This window comes from Brachybacterium zhongshanense, assembly GCF_055385755.1.
In genome coordinates this window covers 1368817-1389463 of record NZ_AP043790.1, presented here as the reverse complement: position 1 = coordinate 1389463, position 20647 = coordinate 1368817, and the positions used below count along the sequence as shown (strand labels likewise).

The window sequence follows — 20647 nt, the reverse complement described above, 5'->3', positions numbered from 1 at the left end:
GGCGGCGTCAGGTGCGGTTCACGGCCCCGCGCAGGGCGGCGGCGAGGGTCTCGACGTCGGCCGCGGGGTCGATGCCATTGTCCTCGCACCAGCGGGCGGATCCCAGACGCGGATCTGCGAGCCGCAGTCTCATCCCGCCCTCGGAACCGGCCAGGGTGATGACGTCCCAGCCGGCCGACGGCACGGACTCGCGGTGGGCACCGATGAGCCGGCCGCGCAGATGGGCGCGCGTCGAGGCGGGCGGGGTCGTGACGGCGGAGAGGACCTCCTGCTCGTCGACCAGCGAGGGCACGGCGCCGGCGGCCCGCAGCTTGCCGAAGAGCCCGTGGGCAGGGCGGAGATCCGAGTACTGCAGGTCGATCGCGTGCAGGCGAGGATCCGACCAGTCCAGCCCGTGGCGGGCGCGATAGCGCTCGAGCAGCTGGAGCTTGGCGACCCATTCGACGCGGGAGGAGGCGAGCATCGGGTCCCGCTCCAGCAGGTCGAGGATCTCCTGCCACGCCGTGACGACCTGAGCGGTCTCCGGATCGGAGAGGTCGGCGCGGGCGGCGACGGCCTCGAGGTGCGCGCGCTGGATCTGGAGGGCGGTCATCTCGCGGCCGTCCTTCAGAGGCACGCTCGTGCGCAGGCTCGGATCGTGGCTGATCGCATGCACCGCGGAGACCGGATCGGCGAGCGTCAGGTCCGGCAGGATCGGATCGCCCTCCCGGTGACCGGCCTCCAGCGCGGCGAGCACGAGGGAGGTGATGCCGAGCTTGAGGAAGGTGGACTCCTCCAGGAGGTTCGCGTCGCCGATGATCACGTGCAGCCGGCGAAACCGGGAGGCGTCCGCATGCGGCTCGTCGCGGGTGTTCACGATCGGCCGGTTCAGCGTGGTCTCGAGGCCGATCTCGGCCTCCATGAAGTCGGCCCGGGAGGAGATCTGGAAGCCCGGCTCGGTCCCGCGGGTGCCGAGACCCACGCGGCCGGCTCCCACCAGCACCTGGCGTGTGGCGAGGAAGGGCAGGAGCGCGGCGCAGACCTCCTCGAAGGGGACGGAGCGGTCCAGCAGATAGTTCTCGTGGGTGCCGTAGGAGGCGCCCTTGCCGTCGGTGTTGTTCTTGTACAGGGCCACGTCGGGGATGCCGTCGGCGCCCTGGAGGATCTCCATCGCGCGGCGGGCGACGAGCTCGCCGGCGCGGTCCGCGACCACCGCCTCCCGGGCGCGCATCACCTCGGGTGCGGAGTACTCCGGATGGGCGTGGTCCACGTACCAGCGAGCGCCGTTGACCAGCACCGCGTTGCCGACGGAGCGGTGCACGGCCCAGGAGAGCACCTCGTCGTCGGGCCCTTCCGGAGCGACGTCGGAGCCGAGGACGGGCCCGTCGAGCTCGACCGACGGCAGGTGCGCGTCGTGCACCTCGTCGGTCAGCTGGGTGGGGTGCGCGGCAGCGCGCTCGATCTCGAAGCCGCGGGCATCCCGGAGCGGGGACTCGTCGCCGTAGTCCCAGCGCACGCGTCGGCCCCGCTCCCCCTCCTCCTCGGCGAGCAGGGCGTAGGCGCCGACGACCAGATGGGAGAGGAGGATGGCGCTGCCGGCCCCCGCCTTCGCGCGGTCGTCGAGATCGGCGTGCAGGACGCCGAACTCGGTCTCGATGCCCATCGGGCGCTCGGTGGTGAGCCGTGCTCTCCTGCTCGTCATGCTCTGTCCTCCTCGTGACGGCGCAGCGGGATGATCGCCTCGACCTTCCGCCCCCGGCGGCCGGAGACCCGCGACCACTGGTCGGGGTTCTCGGCCGACGGCATGTCCTCGTTCTCCGCGAACTCGGTCGTGATCGCCTCGCGCAGATGGTCGAGGGAGATGCCGACCTCGCCGCTCGAGATCTGCTGCTTGACGGCGTTCTTCTTGGCCCGGTCGACGATGTTGCGCAGCGTCGCCCCGGACACGAGATCGCGGAAGTGCAGGGTCTCCGCGCCTCCGTCGGCGTACTCGACCCGCACGAACGCCGAGGCGGGGCCGGAGTCGTAGATGCGGTTGACGGCGGCATCCAGCAGCGTCTCGCGGTCGTCCCTCAGGGGGACGTCCCCGCCCAGGTACAGCCCGAGGATCTCGCGGCCGGATCGCTCGTCGGGCCGGCGCACCCGGATCTTGACGTCCAGCCGGCCCGGCCGCAGGATCGCGGGATCGATCATGTCCTCACGGTTGGACGCACCGATGACGATGACGTTGTCCAGGCCCTCCACCCCGTCGATCTCCGCAAGCAGCTGAGGCACGATCGTGGTCTCCACATCGCTGGACAGACCGCTGCCGCGGGTCCGGAACAGCGCCTCCATCTCGTCGAAGAAGACGACGACGGGATGATCGGCCGCCGCCTTCTCCCGTGCCCGTTCGAAGACCAGGCGGATGGAGCGCTCCGTCTCGCCGACGTACTTGTTCAGCAGCTCCGGTCCCTTCACGTTCAGGAAGGCCGAGTTCGCGAGCGCCTCGGCGACGGACACCCCGCGCACCTCGGCGCTGCGCAGCACGAGCTCATGGGCGACGGCCTTGGCGATCATCGTCTTGCCGCAGCCGGGCGGGCCGTAGAGCAGCACTCCCTTGGGCGGGCGCAGACCGTAGGTGCGGTAGAGATCCTGCTGGAGGAACGGCAGCTCGACGGCGTCGCGGATGGTCTCGATCTGCTCGGACAGGCCGCCGATCTGGTCGAAGGAGACGTCGGGGACCTGCTCGAGGACGAGATCGGTGATCTCGGCGCGGTCGATCTGCTCGATCACCAGCTGCGCCTTGAGGTCCACGAGCACGTGGTCGCCATGATGCAGGACCGTATCGCCCAGAGCGCCGGAGCGGCGCAGGACCCGGTTGTCGTCGGGGGCGACGGCGACGAGCACGCGGGAGTCCGGGAGCGCCTCGAGGACCGTGACCACGTTGCCCGCATCCGCCGGAGGGACCGCCTCGACGGCGGCCAGCGACTCGTTCAGCCGCAGCTCGGTCCCGGGTGCCAGCGCGTCCAGGTCCAGGGACGCGGCTGTCGCCACCCGCAGCCGCCGCCCGTTGTGCAGGACGTCGACGGTGGTACCCTCGGCGCGCCGCAGGAAGGTGGCGTACGAGTTCGGCGGCTCGCCCACACGCTCCAGATCTGCCTTGAGCTCGACGATCTGGGCACGGGCGGAGCGCAGGCTCGCAGTCAGCCGGTCGTTCTGCGCGGCGAAGCGCTCGAGCTCGGCGCTCATCTCGGCGTAGGTCTTCATGATCGCGCCTGTCCTCCTCCTGCACGGTGCGGCGGCCGTCCGGGCCGCCGACGGGTCGGGCGTCCGCCCTGGGACCGTCCTCAGCGGTCGCGGCCCTGGCGGATGTCCCGCAGGGCGCGCTTGATCTTGCGCGGAGCGACGCCCCGCTCCCCGAGGTCCTGGGCGCTCCACTCGCTCTCGCTGCCCCCGAAGCCGTCGTTGTCCGGGTGGTTCAGCTCGGCCTCGTCGCGGGATCCCGGGGCGGGGCGGGTCACGCGACGCAGGGCCGCGGTGCCGTGCGCGGTCCGGCGCGCGGTGAGCAGGAAGCCGGTGTGGGCGTTCATCCTGTGCTCCGGCCGCACGGCCAGGCCCTCCAGGTGCCACGGCCGCACGAAGGACTCCCAGGCGTAGGGCTCGGTGAACTGTCCGTGATCGCGCAGTGCCTCCGCCGTGCGCGACAGCTGGGTGACGGTGGCCACGTAGGCCAGGAACACCCCGCCGGAGACGAGCACCTCGGCGGCGGCGTCCACGCACTCCCAGGGAGCGAGCATGTCCAGCACGACGCGGTCGACGGCCGGCCCCTCGGGGGCGAGGGTCGGAGCGACGTCCTGGAAGTCGCCGACGGAGAGCTGCCATGCCGGATGCGGGCCGCCGAAGTAGGTCTCCACGTTCTCGCGGGCGACTCCGGCGAAGTCCTCGCGCCGCTCGATCGAGTGCACGGAGCCCTCAGGGCCGACGGCGCGCAGCAGAGCAGTGGTCAGTCCACCGGACCCCACCCCCGCCTCGAGCACGCGGGCGCCCGGGAAGATGTCGCCCCACATGAGGATCTGGGCGGAGTCCTTGGGATAGATGATCGCGGCGCCGCGCGGCATCGAGAGCATGTAGTCCGCGTAGAGCGGACGCAGCGCCTGATAGCGGTTGCCCGCCGAGTCCTCCACGACGGTCCCGTCCTCGGAGCCGATCAGGGAGTCGTGGCGCAGCACGCCCCGGTGGGTGTGGAACTCGCCGCCCGGCTTGAGCGTGATGGTGTGCAGCCGGTTCTTGGAGTCCGCCAGCTGCACCTTGTCGCCCAGCTCGAAGGGGCCGGTGCGATCCAGCCCGCGGCGCGGGGCGCGCGGGGCAGGATCCTGCCCGGGGGCAGGGACGTCGGTGTGCTCGGGCGCGTCGGTCATGCCCGCCAGCATAGGCGGATCGCGGGTGCCATGACCGGGCGGTTCACCGTCCGCGCAGCAGCGAGTTCACCTGCGAGGACAGGATCACACCGGTGATGGCGCCGTTCTCCTCGCGCACGAGGTACACGGCCCGCGGAGCGTCCAGCATGGCGCTGATCAGAGCATCCCCCCGAAGGTCCGCGGAGAGCTCCCCGACCGGCCCCAGCGGCCTGGAGACGGCGCTCAGAGGGGTGTGCTCGCGCTCGGGCGCCGGCACCGCGGCGAGGGCCGGGCCGTCCACGCTCTGCGCGATCGAGGGCTGACCGGCACCGGCGGGGGGCAGGATCACGAGGGTCTGCTCGGCGTCGGGAAATCCGACGATCGTCGAGACCGGTTGGCGAGCGTCCAGCAGGGGCGGACGTCGTGCGAGGGCCCGCGCATCCAGTCCGGCCACGCGCTGCGCGACAGCGGCACCGTGCAGCGCCTGGGTGGCGCCCTGCCACAGCATCATCGCGATCACGGCCGCCCAGACGACGGTGAGCATCCCCGTGCTGCCGATGGAGTCGGAGCGGGCGATCTGCCACAGCGGCACGAGGATCACCAGCGCGGCGATCCCGCGACCCGCCCAGGCGGTGATGCGCGTGCCCAGAGGACGGTTCCGCAGCACGGCGCCGAGCAGCGACTCGACCGCTCGACCGCCGTCCATCGGCAGGCCCGGGAGGAGGTTGAAGGCGGCCAGGGCGGTGTTCAGATAGGCGCAGAAGGTCCAGAACAGGAGGGCTGCTCCCCCACCCTCGGCGTGCGAGAGCTGGGCGGCGAGAGCCGATGCCCCCGCCAGGAGGAGGTTCGCGAACGGCCCGGCGAGGGAGATCGCCACGGAGCCGGCTGCCCCGACCCGATCCCCGCGGTACTGCGTGTGACCTCCCCAGAGGGTCAGCGCTATGTGGTCGACGGTCCCTCCGAAGGCACGGGCCGCGAGCGCATGGGCGAGCTCATGGAGGAGGACGGACAGGATCATGAACAGAGCGATGCCCAGGGACAGCAGAACCGCCGTGCCCGCACCGACACCGGATCGTGCGAGCACCGGATGGACGACCAGCGCGAGCACCAGCACGGTCAGCACCGTTCCGGGACTGATCCGCACCGGGGGCAGGCCGCCCAGCCTCAGCTCGGGGCTCTTCATCCGCTGGCTCCTCCCGGGGCGGCCCGGAGCGGCGCCCGATCGATGCGTCGTGGCACGCGGGCGGCATGCCCTGTGATGTGCATGGGCGCGCACCGTCCGGTGCGCGCGGGGTCCCGGGGAGGATAGCCGCCGAGCCTGCACCTCGCCTGCGGACCACTCCGCCGAGCGCCTGCCTGCCCTCGGCGGAGCACCCCCGAGCATCCATCGGACCTATGATCGATGCATGAGTCGCATCGCCATCACCGCCTTCGGCGGATGGAACGACGCGGGAGAGGCCGCGACCGGGGCCGTCGAGCACCTGCTGGAGGTGTGGCCGTCCCGCCCCGCCGGTGCGGTCGATGCTGAGGACTTCATCGACTTCCAGGTCAATCGCCCCGAGATCCGCACCACGGACGAGGGGCTGCGGGTGGTCGACTGGCCGGACACCGAGCTGCGCATCGTCACTCCACCGCAGGGGCCCGAGCTAGTCGTCGTCCTGGGACCGGAGCCGTCGCTCCACTGGAAGCGCTTCTGCGACGAGGTCCTCGAGCAGCTCCAGCTGCTGGACGTCCATGCCGTCATCTCGCTCGGCGCGCTGCTCGCCGACGCCCCGCACACGCGCCCGCTGCCGGTGACCGCGCAGGTCGAACCGGGCGCGGCGGAGGTCGTGCTGGACGCTTCGCTGTACGAGGGCCCGATCGGGGTTCCCACGATCCTGGCCCGGCGCACCACGAGCGCCGGGATGCGCACCATCAGCATCTGGGTGCAGGTGCCCCACTACGTCTCGCAGAACGCCTCCCCGAAGGCCGTTCTCGCGCTGCTGCGCGAGGTGCAGGACTCGGTCAGCGCACGGATCCCGCTCGAGGAGCTGACCGAGGACGCCGAGGCATGGGAGCGCGGCGTGGACGACCTCGCCCGGACCGACGAGGACATCGCCGACTACGTGCGTCGCCTCGAGCGTGCCCAGGACGCCGCAGATCTTCCCGAGGCGAGCGGCGACGCGATCGCCCGGGAGTTCGAGAAGTTCCTGCGCCGCCGTCGCGAGGAGGGCTGAGAGCGAGCTCTGGGCGCACGTGCTCGGCTCGTCGGGCGTGCTGGCGCCCAGCGGCTCGGGCGTGCGAGCCAGCAGGCGGTCAGGCGGTCAGATCGATGCCCAGCAGGGCGTCCACCGTGCGAGGCACATCATCGAAGCCCTGCGCGTCGTCGGCCTCCGAGCGGAGCCCGGCCTCCTCCGGGCGGAGCTCCCGCCCGTCGGCCCAGGCGTCCAGCACCTCGAGCGCCGTCGGTGTGTCGAGGTCCTCGCGAAGCGCCGATCGCACCGCCGAGACGACGGCCGGGCTGGAGCCGCCGCGAGCCGCGGCGGCCCGGTAGGCGGCCAGACGCTCCACTGCCCGATCGAGCTCGGCGTCCGACCACTCCCAGTCCGTGCGGTAGTGGTGGGCGGCGAGCACCAGACGGATCGCTGCGGGGTCCACGCCCTGGCGCACGAGCCGGTGGACGAACACGAGGTTCCCCAGCGACTTGCTCATCTTCTCCCCCTCGTGCGCGACCATGCCCACATGCGGGTAGACGCTCGCGAAGCCTCGACCCAGCGCGACCGCGTGGGCGGCGCTCAGATCGTGATGGGGGAAGATCAGATCGCTCCCACCGGTCTGGATGTCGAAGGGCAGCCCCAGACCGTCGGAGGCGATGCAGACGCACTCGACATGCCAGCCCGGCCGACCGCGACCGAGCTCACCGGCATCCCAGGCGGGCTCCCCAGCGCGCTCGGCTCGCCACAGGAGCGGATCGAAGCGGCCCCGCTTCCCGGATCGGTCGGGGTCTCCCCCGCGCTCGGCGAACACCTCGAGCATCTGCTCCGGCGTCCAGCCGGAGACGTCGCCCAGGGCGCCGTCGATCGCGAGATCGAGGTACCAGTCCTCGCCCTGGGCATCAGGCGTGGGCACCTGGTAGGCGCGGCCGCGCCGTCGCAGCGCGTCCACGGTCGCGATGATGCGATCCATCGCCTCGCTGACCGAGAGATAGGTGCTCGGCGCGAGGATGCGCAGAGCCTCCATGTCCTCGGAGAACAGATCCGTCTGCTCGGCGGCGAGATCGCGCCAGTCGACGCCGTCGCGCTCGGCGCGCTCGAGGAGGGGATCGTCGACATCGGTGACGTTCTGCGCGGTCTCGACCTCGAGTCCGGTGTCGATCAGCACTCGGCGCATCAGATCAGCGGCATGGTAGGTCGCGGCATGGCCCAGGTGCGTCGAGTCGTACGGGGTGATGCCGCAGACGTACAGACGTGCGGTCCCGGGAGTGATGGGGAGCACCGGGGTGATGCGGCCCGTCCTCGTGTCGTGCAGCCGCAGCGGGTGCGACGACGGGGGAAGCGGAGTCAGAGAAGGGGAGGTCCAGGAGCGCACCCGACGATCATACGGTCTGGCCACGGGCGCCGACGGGCTGCTCTCAGGCACCACCCAGGGGATCGACCACGCCGCTGACCAGCAGACCCAGCAGGACGACGCCCGCGACGATGCGATAGATCACGAAAGGCATGTAGGAGCGGGTCTCGATCAGGCGCATGAACCAGACGATCACCGCATAGCCCACCCCGAAGGAGACCAGAGTCGCGACGATGATCGCCGCGAGGCTCGGCGCGCCCGCAGCGGCTGCGGCGGCGCTGCCCTCGGCGGTGAACAGCGGAGGCACCTCCTGGACGGCCTTGTACAATCCTGAGGCGAACACCGCCGGCACGGCCAGGAGGAAGGCGTACCGTGCCGCCGCCTTGCGGGTGTACCCCATCAGGAGGCCGGCTGTGATGGTGCCGCCGGAGCGGGAGACGCCGGGGATCAGCGCCAGCGCCTGTGCGAAGCCGAAGGTGATGCCGTCCTTGACGCTGAGCTCGTCGAGCTCCTTGTACTGGGGCGCGAACCGATCGGCCAGCCCCAGCAGCACGCCGAAGACGATGAGCATCGTCGCGGTGATGTAGAGGTTCCGCAGGGTGAAGTCGATCTGGTCCTCGAACAGCAGGCCGAGCACACCGATCGGGATCGATCCGATGATCACCAGCCAGCCCATCCTGACGTCGGGGTCCGAATGAGGGAGCTTCCCGGCGATCGCGCGGAACCATCGACCGATGATGCGTGTGATGTCCTTCCAGAAGTAGATCAGCACCGCGGTCTCCGTGCCGAGCTGGACGATCGCGGTGAACGCCGCACCCGGATCGCTGCCGGGCTCGAGGAGCTCGCCGACGACCCGCAGATGGGCGCTCGAGGAGATCGGCAGGAACTCGGTCAGACCCTGGACGATGCCCAGGATGATCGCGTCGAGGAAGGACACAGGCACTCCTTGTCGGCGCCGGGTGCTCGGAACCGGCGGCGGGCGGGACGAGAGACGGCGGGCGGACGCGCCGTCATGCAGGTCGCAGGGCTCTGCGGCCTCAGACAGAGTACGCGGCGCCGGGCTCCTGGCCCGACGCCGCGTGGGTGATGATGGTGAAGATCCGGTGAGGACAGCGCGCCGGGGCGCTCCGCCTCAGCGGTCGTCCTCGCTCTCCTCGCCCTCCTCATCGTCGAAGTCGTCGAAGTCGTCGTCCTCGTCCTCGTCGTCGAAGTCGTCGAGGTCGTCCAGATCGTCGAAGTCGTCGTCTTCGTCGTCCCCGTCGAAGACGATCAGCGGGGTGGCCACGTCGTAGGCATCGAAGAGGGCGTCGTCGTAGGTGTCGAAGGCCGTGGTGAGCTGCTCGGTCGCGGCTTCCAGGGCGGGATCGTCGTCCCCTCGCGAAGCGGAGGCGGCCTCGTAGTGACGTTCCAGGGCAGCGATCAGCGCAGCGAGAGCTGAGCGAGGATCCGTGTTCATGCTTGGACGGTACTACCTGAATGGGCACAATGGACAGCGCAGGAGCAAGGTTCGATGCCATCGTCCCAGCGGAGACCGATCCGGAGCGATGGATGCCAGGAGGAGGGCCCATCCCGTGCCAGCAGCCCGACGCCCCGGAGTCCGTCCGCCCATCGGTCGCATCGTCCACGTGCGCGATCCGCGGGGGATCCCCGACCTGCCGCTCGAGTCGGGCCGACGTCCTGAGGACTACGAGTTCCAGATCATCACCGTCCCACCCCGGACCTCGCTCTCGGCGGTGCGCGCGTCCCTGACCGATGAGGCGGAGTACGGCCGCTGGGAGCTTGCGCGCACCCGCAAGTACATCGGCGGAGGCAAGAAGGTGTGGATGCGTCGTCGCATCATCCGCGTCCGCTCCACGCTCGGGCAGGTCGGCATGCCCGACGCGTGACCCCGGGGAGGTCGGGGGCGCGGAGGCCGACGGCGCGGTCATCCACAATCGTGCTCCTCCCCCAGCGGAGAGGCTCCCGACTCTGCTCAGATGAGCCCGTGCCCGACAACGACCTCCAGCTCCTCACCGTCCTGGCTCTCGCATACCTCCCGCCCGCGGTGGTGCTCTCCCGCACCGATGTGCTCGAGCACCGCCTGCCCAACCGCTGGGTGCTCGCACTCACCGCCTCGACCTGCCTGGGGCTCGGCATCATCGCCCTCGTGCAGCCCGCCGCACGACCCGGCCTGCGCTCCGCGCTGGTGCTCGCGGTCGTCGCGGGGACCGGGGCGGTCCTGATCGCGCTCGCCGCGCCTCGGCTCCTGGGAATGGGCGATGCGAAGACCGTGCCGGTCGTCGTCCTGGCCTCCGCGGCGCTCGGGGGTCCGGCGCTGATCGCGGCCGCGCTGGGCATGGCGCTGCTGGCCGGACTCGTCGGCACCGTCGTGATGGCGCTCAGCCGAAGTGCCACGACCCGCTTCGCCGTGGGACCGATCCTGCTGGCAGGTCCGTTCCTGGGCCTCCTCGGTGCGCCTCTCGTCTCGACCGCCCTCGGGACATGAGCCTCTCGCCCCCGAAGGCCCCCGAAGGCCCCCGAAGGCCCCCGCGGTCTCCGGCAGCATCGGCGGAAGCGGAGATCAGACTCCGCGCTGCCGACGCATCTCGTACAGCGCGATGGAGCCGGCGACGGATGCGTTCAGGGAGCTTGCGCTGCCGCCCATCGGGATCTCCGCGACCTCGTCGCAGGACTCCCGCCATCCCGCGCTCATCCCGACAGTCTCGTTGCCCACGACGATCACGACCGATCCCGTGAGATCGCTGCTCGAGAGGAGGCGCCCACCGGCCTCGTCCAGGCCGATGATGCTCCACTGCTGACCGGACGCGCGCAGTCCGTCGATGTGCTCGACCAGCTCACGATGCGAGGGCAGGCGCAGCACCGGAAGCGAGAAGATCGAGCCGGTGCTGGCCCGGATCGCCGCGGGATCCCACACGTCGGCGCTGTGACCGGTGGTCACGAGAGCATCGGCGCCCAAGGCGTCGGCCGTGCGGACGAGGGACCCGATGTTGCCGGGGCTCGAAGGCCGGTCGAAGGCGACGATCACGGTCCCCTGAGCTGTCGGCAGCCGTTCCAGCCCGTCCGACGGGATGCCTGCGACCGCGAGGAGCTCCGGGGCTCCTTCCTCCCGCTCGCCGAGCTCCGCCATGAGCTCTGCTGCGAGCTCGACCACAGGGACGGACGCTGAGGAGAGCAGTTCCTCCGCCCACCGGGAGCGCTTCTCTCGCCGGTCGACCAGGAACGTGCGGATGTCGATGCCATGCGCCACGGCCTGCGTGATCGGTCGGACCCCCTGGATGATCATCTCGCCGCTGCGGGTGCGCTTGGTGCGGCTGCGCAGCAGGGCCTCCCACTGCTGGAAGCGGGCGTTGCGGCGATCGATCCGGGTGGGCAGGCGACTCATTCCGGAGATCCCTCCCCCGCACCGGCATAGCCGAGCTGGCGCCACGCCTCGTACACCGCGATCGATGCGGCGTTGGCGAGGTTCAGGGAGCGACGCGCGGGAAGCATCGGGATCCGCACCCTCTCGGTGATCCGGGGATGGCCCATGACGTCCTCCGGCAGCCCCGTCGGCTCCGTGCCGAACAGCAGCACGTCATCCTCGCGGTAGTCGATGCTCTCGAAGGTCACATCGGTGTGTGCGGTGAACGCGAACACCCGCGACGACGGCACCGCGGCGAAGCCGTGCTCCAGGTCGGGGTGGATGCTGAGGTCCGCCAGGTCGTGGTAGTCGAGGCCGGCGCGCCGCAGCTTGGCATCCTCGAAGTCGAAGCCGAGCGGCTCGATGAGATGGAGGCGGGCCCCGGTGACGGCTGCGAGCCGGATCGCGTTGCCCGTGTTGCCGGCGATCGCCGGCTCGTGGAAGAAGACATGGACCATACGGCTGATCATGGCATGACGCCCAGCGCCATGGGCTCCAGGCGGGACAGTGTGTGCTGAGGCGCATGATTTCAGGCTCTGAGCTGGGGTGATGTGGCCGCGAACATGCTCTGGGGCCCTGCTCTGGGGCCCTGCTCGGTGCCCCGCTGCGACTTCGCCCCTAGTGACGACGACACGCGCCGTGCGCGGCTGTGCTCAGTCACGCACCGGGGCCTGACTGATGGTATCCCTGCTCAGCTCACAGGCGGCAGCCGCCAGCCCCGCCAGCCCCGCCAACGAGAAGTGTCCGTCTACCGCCGCTTGAACGCCCTTTGAACGGCGGTAGACGGACACTGCTCCGCGACGATGGCCTCCGATGCTGCCAGGCCGGACCCCCTCGCGGCAGGGCGAACGTGACGGGGAGAGCGCGGCAGGGAGGAGAAGGAATGACGGGGAAACAGAAGAGGCCGGGTCCCTCCCGAAGGAGGGATCCGGCCTCGTCCCATGGTGTCCGAGGGGGGACTTGAACCCCCACGACCTAATACGGCCACTAGCACCTCAAGCTAGCGCGTCTACCAATTCCGCCACCCGGACAGGTGATCGCTCGCGGCGACAGAAAGAACAGTAGCACGGCATCAGCGCTGGTCCCAACCGGAATCGGGGGGAATGGGCCGGAAGTGGGGACGATCACGCCGAGGCGCGAGCGCGCTCCCCTGCCATCACCCGATGCAGGAGATCCAGGACCGTCCCGACCTGCTCCCCGAGCGAGGCGGTGACGGCGCCCGGCAGCCGCTCGGCGAGGTCCTGGAGCGATGCTGCGCACAGCACGAGCATCGTCGGATCGGGATCGACGAGCCGCTCGGGCGACCAGTCTCCGATCTGCTCGAGCACCTCGACGAGCTCGTCCGCAGCGGCGTGGCGGGAGTGCGAGAGCAGCTCGACCCGGGCCTTGGCCGCGAGTGCCGTGCAGCGGCGCAGCAGCGGTGTGGTGGTCTCGGGCACCAGGGGCCCGGCATCGGTGCCGGGCGGTGCGGACAGGCCGGGAGCGGAGAGCAGCGGATGGTCGGGTCGGCGGCCGACGATGCCTAAGGGCTTCGACTCGTGCGCTCGATCCAGATCCATGGGTCACGTCCTCGTGGTCGCAGCTGAGCGCGGAGGCGTCCGCGCCTGAAGCGACTTTACATCCGCTTTACCGACGACGACAAGGACTTCCGGACGGTTGTCAGCCATGCCTCTCGAGATGGGACCTCGCGGCTGAGAGCATCGTCCCGACAGGGGCGCTGGGCACTCCGAGCATCGATCTGACCTGCATATCCGCTTGGTGGGCAAGCATCTCCAGCCCATCGGCGACCTCGGACCCGAGCTGCCCGACGACCTCGGCGAGCGGAGCCGGCCAGGGGTGGTAGAGGACGTCCAGGAACGTCTGCGGATGCTCGGCGAGACGCCGGGTTCGCCAGTCCTCGGCAAGGGCGCCGGCGCCGGGAAGGGCGAGGGCGCTCACGAGCACCTCCGTCCCGAGGAGCTCCTCCGATCGCTCCCAGTCGACCGCTCGGGGCTGAAGACCGCAGGAGCGCGCGAGCTCGGCCAAGGGATCGAGCTTCTCGGTGCTCCGCGCGCTCAGGAGCACCTCCTCCGCACCGAGCTCGGCGAGTGCGGCGACGGCGCTCATCGCCGTGGCACCGGAGCCGAGGACCCCTGTGCGGCGGACGCCTTCCGCGCCGTGATCGCGCAGTGCGGCTGCGATGCCGTGGACGTCGTGGTTCTCGGCGCGCCAGGTGCCGTCGGGCAGCCGGACGAGCGTGTTCGCGATGCCGAGGCGCTGTGCCGTCGCATCCCGCAGCGAGGCGACCTCGAAGGCCTCGCGCTTGCCGGGCATGGTCACGCTGAGACCGTCGAGCGCTGCACCGGGTCCGTCGGCCAGGAACGAGGCGAGCTCTCCGGCGGGCACCTCGTAGCGCTCGTACTCGGCGTCCTCGACTCCCAGCGCGCGGTAGGCCGTGGCGTGCAGGAGCGGGGACAGGGAATGGGCGATGGGAGACCCGACGACCGCGAAGCGGCGCCGCACCGATCGCTGGTCCTCGGACTCGGACGGAGCGCTCATCGGATCATCCCTCCTCGTCCCTGGCCGCAGCCCAGTCCTGCCACTCCTTGACGTACTCCTGATGCTCCGCGTAGGTGGTCGCGAACTTCGTCTCGCCGGTCTCCGTGTTGACGGTCACCCAGTACAGCCAGTCGCCCTCCGGAGGATCGAGGGCGGCCTGGAGGGTGGCCAGGCCCGGATTGGAGATCGGCCCGATCGGCAGGCCCTGGTGAAGATAGGTGTTGTACGGGCTGTCCGTGGCCCGCTCCTCATCGGTGGTGGAGACGGTCTCGCTGCCGGTGAAGTAGGTGATCGTCGAGTCGAGCTGGAGCTTCATCGGGGTTCCGTCGGCCTCCCCGACGCCGGCGAGACGGTTCTCGATCACCCGGGCGACCTTGCCGTAGTCCTCGGAGCTGCTCGCCTCCTTCTCGACGATCGAGGCGATCGTGAGGACCTCGTGGTAGTCATCCGGTTCGACTCCCAGGTCCTGGAGCTGTCCCTCCATGCGCTCCCACATCTGGGTGATCATGTCGGATGCGGTGGCGTCCTCCGCGAAGTCGTAGCGGCCCGGCCACAGGTATCCCTCGAGGCTCTCCGCCGGGTTCTCGGGGATCCCGAGTGCGGTGTAGTCCTCCGCCGCGGCCTCGAAGTCCTCCTCAGGGACTCCGGTGGCCTCCGACAGCACGGTCCAGATCTGCGAGGCACGCAGCCCTTCGGGGACGATCACGCGATGGGCGGCGAGGCTGGAGGGGTCGAGCAGGAGCGAGAGGGCGTCGCTGGACTTCATCTCCTTCTTGAGCCGGTAGAGCCCGGGTTCGATCCCGGAGGCGTCGGGCGAGTTGGAGAACGCGGTGATGAACGGGCCGGGCGACTTGATGACTCCGGACTCGACGAGCGTGGCGGCGATGTCGGTGCCGGTGTCGCCGGAGGAGACCTCCACCACGACCTCGCCGCTGCCGGGGCCCGGATAGTCCCTCTCCTCGGCCTCGACGCTCACGTTGGAGGTGAGCCACTGGTAGCCGTAGACGCCGCCGACGCCGAGACCTCCGACGACGAGGAGGACGAGCAGGATCGGGAGCAGTCCCCTCAGCGGCGATCGGCGGCGCGTGGAGCGGCGCCGACCATGCCGACGGTCGCCGACGGAGCGGGGGCCCCGCCCCTCGCCCTTCGCGTCGGTCTGGTCCGCTGCGATCTCCTCGAAGCTGACGTCCTCGTCGTTCAACAGTTCTCCTGCGGTTCTGCGGCGTCGTCGGCGTCGGGCACGAGGTCGGAGGACTCGACGAGCTCTCCGGCGCGACGCCCGGTGGCACGTTCCATGTCCAGCGCCTGCTGGAGGATCATGACGGCGGCGACCTGGTCGACGACCTGGCGATGCTTCCGGCCTTTGCGGCCCGAGCTGTGCAGGGCCTTGTGGGCGGACACGGTCGTCAGCCGCTCGTCGATCATACGGACCTCTGCGGGCTCCGCGTCGGAGGCGAGCGCTGCGGCGAGCTGCTCGGCGACGTCGCGAGCCTTCGCCGCCGCAGGTCCCTCGACCCCGCTGAGGGACCGGGGCAGGCCCACCATCACGACCGCGGCTCCGCTCTCGCGGACCTCGCCGGCGATGCGGGCCACGGCCCCGTCCCGTGGGACGGTCTCGACCGGTGTGGCGATCAGACCGTCCATGTCGCTTCGCGCCAGGCCGACGCGGACGTCGCCGACATCCACGCCGAGCCTGACGCCACGAGGCAGACCCATCTCGCCATCGCTCATGCCGGGACGATCGCCTCGACCGAGCTGCGGACGGCTGCGAGAGCCTCCCCGATGCGGGCGGGCTCCCCGCCTCCGCCCTGCGCCATGTCGTCCTTGCCGCCGCCGCGGCCGCCCATGACCTCGGCGCCGGTGCGCAGCAGGGCGCCGGCGGCGAGGCCCCGATCACGGGCGGAGCCGTTGGTGGCGACGACGAGCGCCGCGCGTCCGCCATCGTGCCCGGCGACAGCGACCACTGCGGGCACATCCTCGCCGAGGCGGGCGCGCAGGTCCTGGACCAGCGTGCGGAGATCGCCCGCGGAGATCCCCTCCCCTGCGTCATGCGTCAGCACACGGACGCCCGAGATGTCGTCGGTCTGCTCGACCAGGCGGCCTGCCTGAGCCTGCAGCTGCTGGCCCCGCAGGGACGCCAGCTGCTTCTCCATGTCCTTCAGGCGCTGGGCCATCGCCCTGACCCGCTCCGGGATCTCCTCGGTGGATCCCACCTTGAGCAGATCGGTCAGCTGCGAGACCAGGGCCCGCTCCTTGGCCTGGTGCCGGTAGGCGGACAAGCCCACCAGCGCATCCACGCGGCGCACACCCGAGCCGATGGAGGACTCCCCCATGAGCTGGACGGAACCGATGGCACCCGTCGAGGCCACATGGGTGCCGGCGCACAGCTCCCTCGACCAGTCGCCGCCGATGGAGACGACTCGGACGATGTCGCCGTACTTCTCGCCGAACAGCGCCATCGCGCCCATCGCCCGGGCCTCGTCGATCGGCATCTGACGATCGGTCACCTCGAGCTCCTGCTGGAGCATCGAGTTCACGCGACCTTCGATCTGCTCGAGCGCCGAGCGCGGGACGGCCTGGCCATAGCGGAAGTCGAAGCGCATCCGGCCGGGAGAGTTCTCCGATCCTGCCTGGGTGGCGTTCTCCCCCAGCTCCTCGTGCAGCGCCTGGTGGACCATGTGGGTGGCGGTGTGGGCGCGGGCGATCGCACCTCGGCGCTCGACGTCGATCGTGGCGACCGCGGCGGAGCCGGGCCGGAGCTCGCCCTCGACGAGGCGACCGCGGTGGACGGGCAGACCCTTGACCGGGGCCTGGACATCGTCGACCTCGATGATGCCGCCGCTGGCGAGGGCGATGCGGCCCTGATCCGCCAGCTGGCCGCCCATCTCCGCGTAGAAGGGCGTCGAGGACAGGATGACCTCGACGTCGGCCGGGGCCTGCACGGAGTCGACCAGCTGCCCGTCCACGAGCACGGACTCGACGGTGGTCGCCGCAGTGGAGTCGGTGTATCCGAGGAACGGAACCGCCTCGCCGCGCTCGCCCAGGAGGCGGTTGTACAGCGCGGTGTCGGTGTGACCGGTCTTCTTGGAGGCGGCGTCGGCCCGGGCGCGCTCTCGCTGCTCGGACATGGCGGTGCGGAAGCCCTCCTCGTCGACGGACAGGCCCACCTCCTGCGCCATCTCGAGGGTCAGGTCGATCGGGAAGCCGTAGGTGTCGTGGAGGCGGAAGGCGTCTCCTCCGGCGAGCTTCGCACCGCCCTGCTTCTTCACCTCGCCGACGACCTGGTCGAAGATCGCCGTTCCGGTGACGAGGGTGCGCCGGAACGCGTCCTCCTCGGAGTAGACGACGTCGCTGATGCGCTCGAAGTCGCTCTCGAGATTCGCGTAGGACTCCTTCATGACCGACTGAGAGACCGGCAGCAGCTCCGGCATGGCCGGCTTGTCGTACCCCAGGAGCCGGACGGAGCGCACCGCGCGACGGATCAGCCGGCGCAGGACATAGCCTCGCCCCTCGTTGCCCGGCCGCACGCCGTCGCCCACGAGCATCATGGCGCTGCGCACATGGTCGGCGATGACGCGAAGACGGACGTCGTCCTCCTCGTCCGCCCCGTATACGCGTCCGGTGAGCTCCTGGGCCCGTTCGATGACAGGGAAGACCTGGTCCGTCTCGTACATGTTCGCCTTGCCCTGCAGCAGGTAGGCGACGCGCTCCACGCCCAGTCCGGTGTCGATCGCCTTCTGATCGAGCTCGCCCAGCAGCGGGTAGTCGCCGTTGTCGCTCTCGCCCCGCAGGAACTGGTCGAACACGAGGTTCCAGAACTCGAGGTAGCGATCTCCGCCGGGATCGACGTTCCCACCGACCGCCTCGGGCCCGAACTCGGGCCCGCGGTCGTAGTGCCACTCGGCACAGGGCCCGGCCGGCCCGGGCTGGCCGGTGGACCAGAAGTTCTCCTCCTTGGGCAGACGGACGATGTGCTTCGGGTCCATCCCGATCTTGCGGGTGAGCACGTCGAAGGACTCCGCGTCCTCCTCCCAGAGCGTGACCCACAGCCGGTCGCCCTCGAGGCCGAAGCCGCCCTGGTCCTGCGAGGAGGTGATCAGCTCCCACGCGAGGTCGATCGCCCCCTCCTTGAAGTAGTCGCCGAAGGAGAAGTTCCCGGCCATCTGGAAGAACGTGCCATGGCGGGTGGTGCGACCGACGTTCTCGATGTCATTGGTGCGGATGCACTTCTGCACGCTGGCCGCACGCGGATACGGAGCCTTCTCGGTCCCCACGATGTACGGGATGAAGGGGACCATGCCGGCGACCGTGAAGAGGATCGACGGGTCGGAGGAGACCAGCGAGGCGCTGGGCACGATCTCGTGCTGCTTCGAACCGAAGTAGTCGAGCCAGCGGCGATGGATCTCGGAGGTGCGCATGGTCGGGAGGGTCCTTCCTGGGGCGCGGGCGGCGCGGTCGCGCCGCGTGCGGAGGTGTGGGGACGCGAAGGCCCCGGTCAGAGTACCGGAGTACTCCTGCCGGGGCCTTCGAGCGTCGTGAGCAGGAGGCTCAGCGCGCGTAGTACTCGACGACCATCTGGACGTCGCAGGTCACGGGGACCTCGGCGCGCTTCGGGCGCGAGACGAGCTTGGCCTTCAGATCGGACAGCTCGACCGACAGGTAGCCGGGGGTGGCAGCGAGCACATCGGCGTTGCCGCCCTCGGCTGCGACCTGGAAGGGCTCCATGGCCTGGGACTTGGGCTTGATCTGGATGGTCTGGCCCGGCTTCACGCGGAAGGAGGGACGGTCCACAAGCTTGCCGTCGACCAGGACGTGACGGTGCACGACAGCCTGGCGGGCCTGCAGGATCGTGCGGGCGAAGCCGGAGCGCAGGACGAGCGCGTCCAGGCGCATCTCCAGCAGCTCGACCATGCTCTCGCCGGTCAGGCCGGACTCCTTGCGGGCATCCAGGTAGATGCGGTGCAGCTGCTTCTCGCGCAGCGCGTACTGGGCGCGCAGGCGCTGCTTCTCGCGCAGACGGACGGCGTAGTCCGACTCGGTCCGGCGGCGGGCGCGGCCGTGCTCGCCCGGGGGGTACGGACGCTTCTCGAAGTACTTGACCGACTTCGGGGTCAGCGGGAGCCCGAGGGCTCGGGAGAGTCGCGCCTGACGGCGCGCACGGGTGACGTTGGTCACGAGGTCTACCTCTGTGTTTCGACGGGGGTGTGAATCCAATGAAGCAGCCGCGGATTCAGCGTCCGACTCTACCGCAGCCACCCATCCCGCTCAACGCCCGACAGCGCAGGTCGTCGCGGATGTCCTGTGGAGTCGCTCACCCCGGTCCGGGGCGATCACCAGCGATGCGGGTCCCCACGCCGTAGATCGCGCGCCGGGTCAGGAGCGGTCCGTCCCGCCGCGGGCACCGTCGTCGTCGCGCGGGTGCGAGCGCACGATGCGGCGCAGGGCCTCCACCCGACGTGAGGTCTCAGCCTCCGCACCGTGCTGGCCCGGGCGGTAGTAGTCGACGCCGACGAGATCATCGGGAGGGTACTGCTGGGCGGCGACCCCGTGCGGCGCGTCGTGCGCATAGACGTAGTCGGCGCCATGCCCGAGGGACTCCGCCCCCGAGTAGTGCGCATCGCGCAGATGCGCGGGCACCCCCTGTCCGCGCCCCGCCCGCACATCGGCGATCGCGGCATCGAGCGCCCTGTAGGAGGCGTTCGACTTGGGCGCGGTCGCGATGTGGACGACCGCCTGCGCGAGCGGGATCCGCCCCTCGGGCATGCCGAGCATCTGCACCGCCTGCATCGCGGCCACGGCGACCTGCAGAGCGGACGGATCCGCCATGCCGACCTCCTCGCTCGCCGCGATGACGACTCTGCGTGCGATGAAGCGCGGATCCTCCCCCGCCTCGATCATGCGTGCGAGGTAGTGCAGCGCGGCATCGACGTCGCTGCCTCGCATGGACTTGATGAAGGCGCTGGTGACGTCGTAGTGCTGGTCCCCGGCACGGTCGTAGCGGATCGCGGCTCGGTTGACCGCCTGGGCGAGGGTCGCGGCATCGATCTCCTGGGAGCCCTTCATGAGCGCGGCGGCAGCCGCGGCCTCCAGGGAGGTGAGGATCTTCCGGGCGTCGCCGCCGCCCAGCCGCAGCAGGGCCTCGCGGGCGTCGTCCGCCAGGGAGACAGCCCCTGCGAGTCCGACCTCGGAGGTGAGCGCCCTGTCCACGAGCGTGTCCAGATCGCGGCGCGAGAGCGGCTCCAGGGTCAGCACGATCGATCGCGACAGCAGCGGGGAGATCACCGAGAAGTGCGGGTTCTCGGTGGTGGCGGCGATCAGCGTCACCCAGCGGTTCTCGACGCTCGGCAGGAGGGCGTCCTGCTGCGACTTCGAGAAGCGGTGGACCTCGTCGACGAACAGCACGGTCTCACGACCTGTGGTGCGCAGGCGCGAGCGTGCCCGATCGACCACGTCGCGGATGTCCTTCACCCCGGCGAGCACGGCCGACACCTCGACGAACTCGCGGTCCCCCGACTGCGCGACCACGTAGGCGAGGGTGGTCTTCCCCGTCCCGGGCGGGCCCCACATGATCACCGAGGCCGGTGCGGTCCGGGAGTCGTCGGCCGAGACCAGACGCCGCAGCGGGCTTCCGGGCTCGAGCGCCGCATGCTGGCCGACGACCTCCTCGAGCCCGCGCGGGCGCATCCGCACCGCGAGCGGGGCCCGGTGGTCCCGGTTGCCCTCGCTGAGCGTGCGCGGGGCGGGCGCATCGCCGCCCAGCGAGAAGAGGTCCTCGTCCATGCATCCAGGGTAGGCGCCGCGACGGAGG

The 20647-nt window shown here is 70.6% G+C and carries 19 protein-coding genes and 1 tRNA gene; 3 read left to right on the top strand and 17 right to left on the bottom strand.

The window, feature by feature from the left end; translation table 11 throughout:
- Nucleotides 1-7: 7 nt before the first annotated feature.
- The 4 genes from dop to ACZ5AJ_RS06320 form a co-directional block, all read right to left on the bottom strand.
- Nucleotides 8-1681 carry a depupylase/deamidase Dop gene (gene dop / locus ACZ5AJ_RS06335; protein ID WP_464138108.1) on the bottom strand — a complete coding sequence of 558 codons (1674 nt, stop codon included), beginning with the start codon at nt 1679-1681 and terminating at the stop codon, nt 8-10.
- Nucleotides 1678-3225: a proteasome ATPase gene (gene arc, locus ACZ5AJ_RS06330; RefSeq protein WP_464138107.1), complete on the bottom strand. Its 1548-nt coding sequence runs from the start codon at nt 3223-3225 to the stop codon at nt 1678-1680. Before arc ends, dop begins: the two co-directional genes overlap by 4 nt.
- Before the next feature lie 80 nt (nt 3226-3305).
- Nucleotides 3306-4376 carry a tRNA (adenine-N1)-methyltransferase gene (locus ACZ5AJ_RS06325; protein WP_464138106.1) on the bottom strand — a complete coding sequence of 357 codons (1071 nt, stop codon included), beginning with the start codon at nt 4374-4376 and terminating at the stop codon, nt 3306-3308.
- Between the two features lie 43 nt (nt 4377-4419).
- Nucleotides 4420-5538, bottom strand: a complete 1119-nt coding sequence (locus ACZ5AJ_RS06320) for a M50 family metallopeptidase (RefSeq protein ID WP_464138104.1) — start codon at nt 5536-5538, stop codon at nt 4420-4422.
- 223 nt (nt 5539-5761) lie between these two features.
- Between ACZ5AJ_RS06320 and ACZ5AJ_RS06315 the strand changes: the two genes are divergently transcribed.
- Nucleotides 5762-6571, top strand: a complete 810-nt coding sequence (locus ACZ5AJ_RS06315; RefSeq protein WP_464138102.1) for a PAC2 family protein — start codon at nt 5762-5764, stop codon at nt 6569-6571.
- A gap of 79 nt (nt 6572-6650) precedes the next feature.
- On the opposite strand, the gene mshC is transcribed toward ACZ5AJ_RS06315, so the two are convergent.
- The 3 genes from mshC to ACZ5AJ_RS06300 form a co-directional block, all read right to left on the bottom strand.
- On the bottom strand, nt 6651-7922 hold the full coding sequence (mshC, locus tag ACZ5AJ_RS06310; RefSeq protein WP_464138100.1) for a cysteine--1-D-myo-inosityl 2-amino-2-deoxy-alpha-D-glucopyranoside ligase: 1272 nt from the start codon (nt 7920-7922) through the stop codon (nt 6651-6653).
- Between the two features lie 43 nt (nt 7923-7965).
- Entirely contained in the window at nt 7966-8838 is an 873-nt protein-coding gene (locus tag ACZ5AJ_RS06305; protein ID WP_464138098.1) for an undecaprenyl-diphosphate phosphatase, read from the bottom strand.
- Between the two features lie 195 nt (nt 8839-9033).
- A complete protein-coding gene (locus tag ACZ5AJ_RS06300; protein WP_464138097.1) occupies nt 9034-9357 on the bottom strand; it encodes a DNA primase in 324 nt (107 codons plus the stop codon).
- Between the two features lie 115 nt (nt 9358-9472).
- Here ACZ5AJ_RS06300 and ACZ5AJ_RS06295 point away from each other — a divergent pair, with 115 nt between their 5' ends.
- Complete coding sequence (locus ACZ5AJ_RS06295) at nt 9473-9787, top strand: DUF5703 family protein (protein WP_464138096.1); 315 nt, start codon at nt 9473-9475, stop codon at nt 9785-9787.
- A gap of 98 nt (nt 9788-9885) precedes the next feature.
- On the top strand, nt 9886-10386 hold the full coding sequence (locus tag ACZ5AJ_RS06290) for a hypothetical protein (RefSeq protein WP_464138094.1): 501 nt from the start codon (nt 9886-9888) through the stop codon (nt 10384-10386).
- Between the two features lie 75 nt (nt 10387-10461).
- On the opposite strand, the gene ACZ5AJ_RS06285 is transcribed toward ACZ5AJ_RS06290, so the two are convergent.
- The 10 genes from ACZ5AJ_RS06285 to ACZ5AJ_RS06240 all read right to left on the bottom strand — a co-directional run bounded on the left by ACZ5AJ_RS06285 (nt 10462) and on the right by ACZ5AJ_RS06240 (nt 20619).
- Nucleotides 10462-11283 carry a TrmH family RNA methyltransferase gene (locus ACZ5AJ_RS06285; protein WP_464138092.1) on the bottom strand — a complete coding sequence of 274 codons (822 nt, stop codon included), beginning with the start codon at nt 11281-11283 and terminating at the stop codon, nt 10462-10464.
- Nucleotides 11280-11759, bottom strand: coding sequence for a tRNA (cytidine(34)-2'-O)-methyltransferase (locus tag ACZ5AJ_RS06280; RefSeq protein WP_464138091.1), 480 nt, complete (start codon nt 11757-11759; stop codon nt 11280-11282). Before ACZ5AJ_RS06280 ends, ACZ5AJ_RS06285 begins: the two co-directional genes overlap by 4 nt.
- A 484-nt stretch (nt 11760-12243) precedes the next feature.
- Nucleotides 12244-12332: transfer RNA gene (locus tag ACZ5AJ_RS06275), tRNA-Leu, on the bottom strand.
- Nucleotides 12333-12425: 93 nt separating this feature from the next.
- Nucleotides 12426-12860: a hypothetical protein gene (locus ACZ5AJ_RS06270; RefSeq protein WP_464138089.1), complete on the bottom strand. Its 435-nt coding sequence runs from the start codon at nt 12858-12860 to the stop codon at nt 12426-12428.
- Between the two features lie 100 nt (nt 12861-12960).
- A complete protein-coding gene (locus tag ACZ5AJ_RS06265; RefSeq protein ID WP_464138088.1) occupies nt 12961-13839 on the bottom strand; it encodes a shikimate dehydrogenase in 879 nt (292 codons plus the stop codon).
- A gap of 4 nt (nt 13840-13843) precedes the next feature.
- The gene (mltG, locus tag ACZ5AJ_RS06260) at nt 13844-15040 is read right to left on the bottom strand and encodes an endolytic transglycosylase MltG (RefSeq protein WP_464138086.1); all 1197 of its coding nucleotides are present in this window, start codon (nt 15038-15040) and stop codon (nt 13844-13846) included.
- Complete coding sequence (gene ruvX / locus ACZ5AJ_RS06255) at nt 15037-15570, bottom strand: Holliday junction resolvase RuvX (RefSeq protein WP_464138084.1); 534 nt, start codon at nt 15568-15570, stop codon at nt 15037-15039. Before ruvX ends, mltG begins: the two co-directional genes overlap by 4 nt.
- Nucleotides 15567-18257, bottom strand: coding sequence for an alanine--tRNA ligase (alaS, locus tag ACZ5AJ_RS06250; RefSeq protein WP_464138083.1), 2691 nt, complete (start codon nt 18255-18257; stop codon nt 15567-15569). Before alaS ends, ruvX begins: the two co-directional genes overlap by 4 nt.
- 130 nt (nt 18258-18387) lie before the next feature.
- Complete coding sequence (gene rpsD, locus ACZ5AJ_RS06245; protein WP_464138081.1) at nt 18388-19014, bottom strand: 30S ribosomal protein S4; 627 nt, start codon at nt 19012-19014, stop codon at nt 18388-18390.
- Nucleotides 19015-19212: 198 nt separating this feature from the next.
- The gene (locus ACZ5AJ_RS06240; protein WP_464138080.1) at nt 19213-20619 is read right to left on the bottom strand and encodes a replication-associated recombination protein A; all 1407 of its coding nucleotides are present in this window, start codon (nt 20617-20619) and stop codon (nt 19213-19215) included.
- Nucleotides 20620-20647: the final 28 nt, after the last annotated feature.